This is a genomic window from Ramlibacter sp. WS9 (assembly GCF_003797765.1).
Lineage (GTDB): Bacteria > Pseudomonadota > Gammaproteobacteria > Burkholderiales > Burkholderiaceae_C > Ramlibacter.
In genome coordinates this window covers 1-738 of record NZ_RKMB01000099.1, presented here as the reverse complement: position 1 = coordinate 738, position 738 = coordinate 1, and the positions used below count along the sequence as shown (strand labels likewise).

At 66.1% G+C, this 738-nt stretch carries 1 protein-coding gene; it reads left to right on the top strand.

Translation table 11 applies throughout. The annotated features are described in order from the left end of the window. Positions 1-226 precede the first annotated feature (226 nt). Positions 227-738 (top strand): phospholipase domain-containing protein (locus EEB15_RS33110; protein WP_199236700.1); only part of this gene is annotated, 512 nt, incomplete at its 3' end.

Genomic DNA, 738 nt, shown 5'->3' with positions numbered 1-738 from the left:
CATCTCGCCCTGGCGGCGTGCCGTCTGCGGCGACCTGACTTCGCTGTTCGACTTCCAGGACGCAGGCGATACCCAGGTCGCCCCCGACCTGACCAACGTCCCGCAGAGCGACGCGCGCAAGGAGGACGCCTACTGACAGCAGTTCTACCGGCCCAGCCCCAAGTACTGGTCCTACGAGCCCAAGAGCCTGCCCGGCCAGGAAAAGGGCCAGCGCCCTACCCTCGCGGTGCCCTACCAGTTGCACGCCACGCTGGCCCTCGACATCGCCGCCGGCAAGCTGCGCCTGACCCTGGGCAACGACGGCATGAGCCTGCCGGGCAATCCGCAGGGACACTCCGCTGCGGTATTCCAGGTGCAGCCGCGGGAAGTCGGCAATCCGCGCTTCTATACCGTGACCAGCTATCCGGTGGTCCAGGAAAGCGGAGAGGAACTGGGCCGGACCCTCAACGACGAACTCGACGACCTGCTCGACGCCAACGGCCGCTACGCCTTCGAGGTGCACGGCCCCAACGGCTTCTTCCGCGAGTTCCACGGCAACCTGCATCTCGCCGCGCAGATGGCGCGGCCCGAGGTATCGGTCACCTATCAACGCAACGGCAACCTGCAGTTGAACATCCGCAATCTCGGCCGCCTGCCGTGCAGCGTGACGGTGACGCCGAACCCGGCCTATACCCAGGAGGGCAGCCGTCGCTATGAACTCGAACCGAACCAGGCGATCAGTGAAGTGTGGCTGTTACG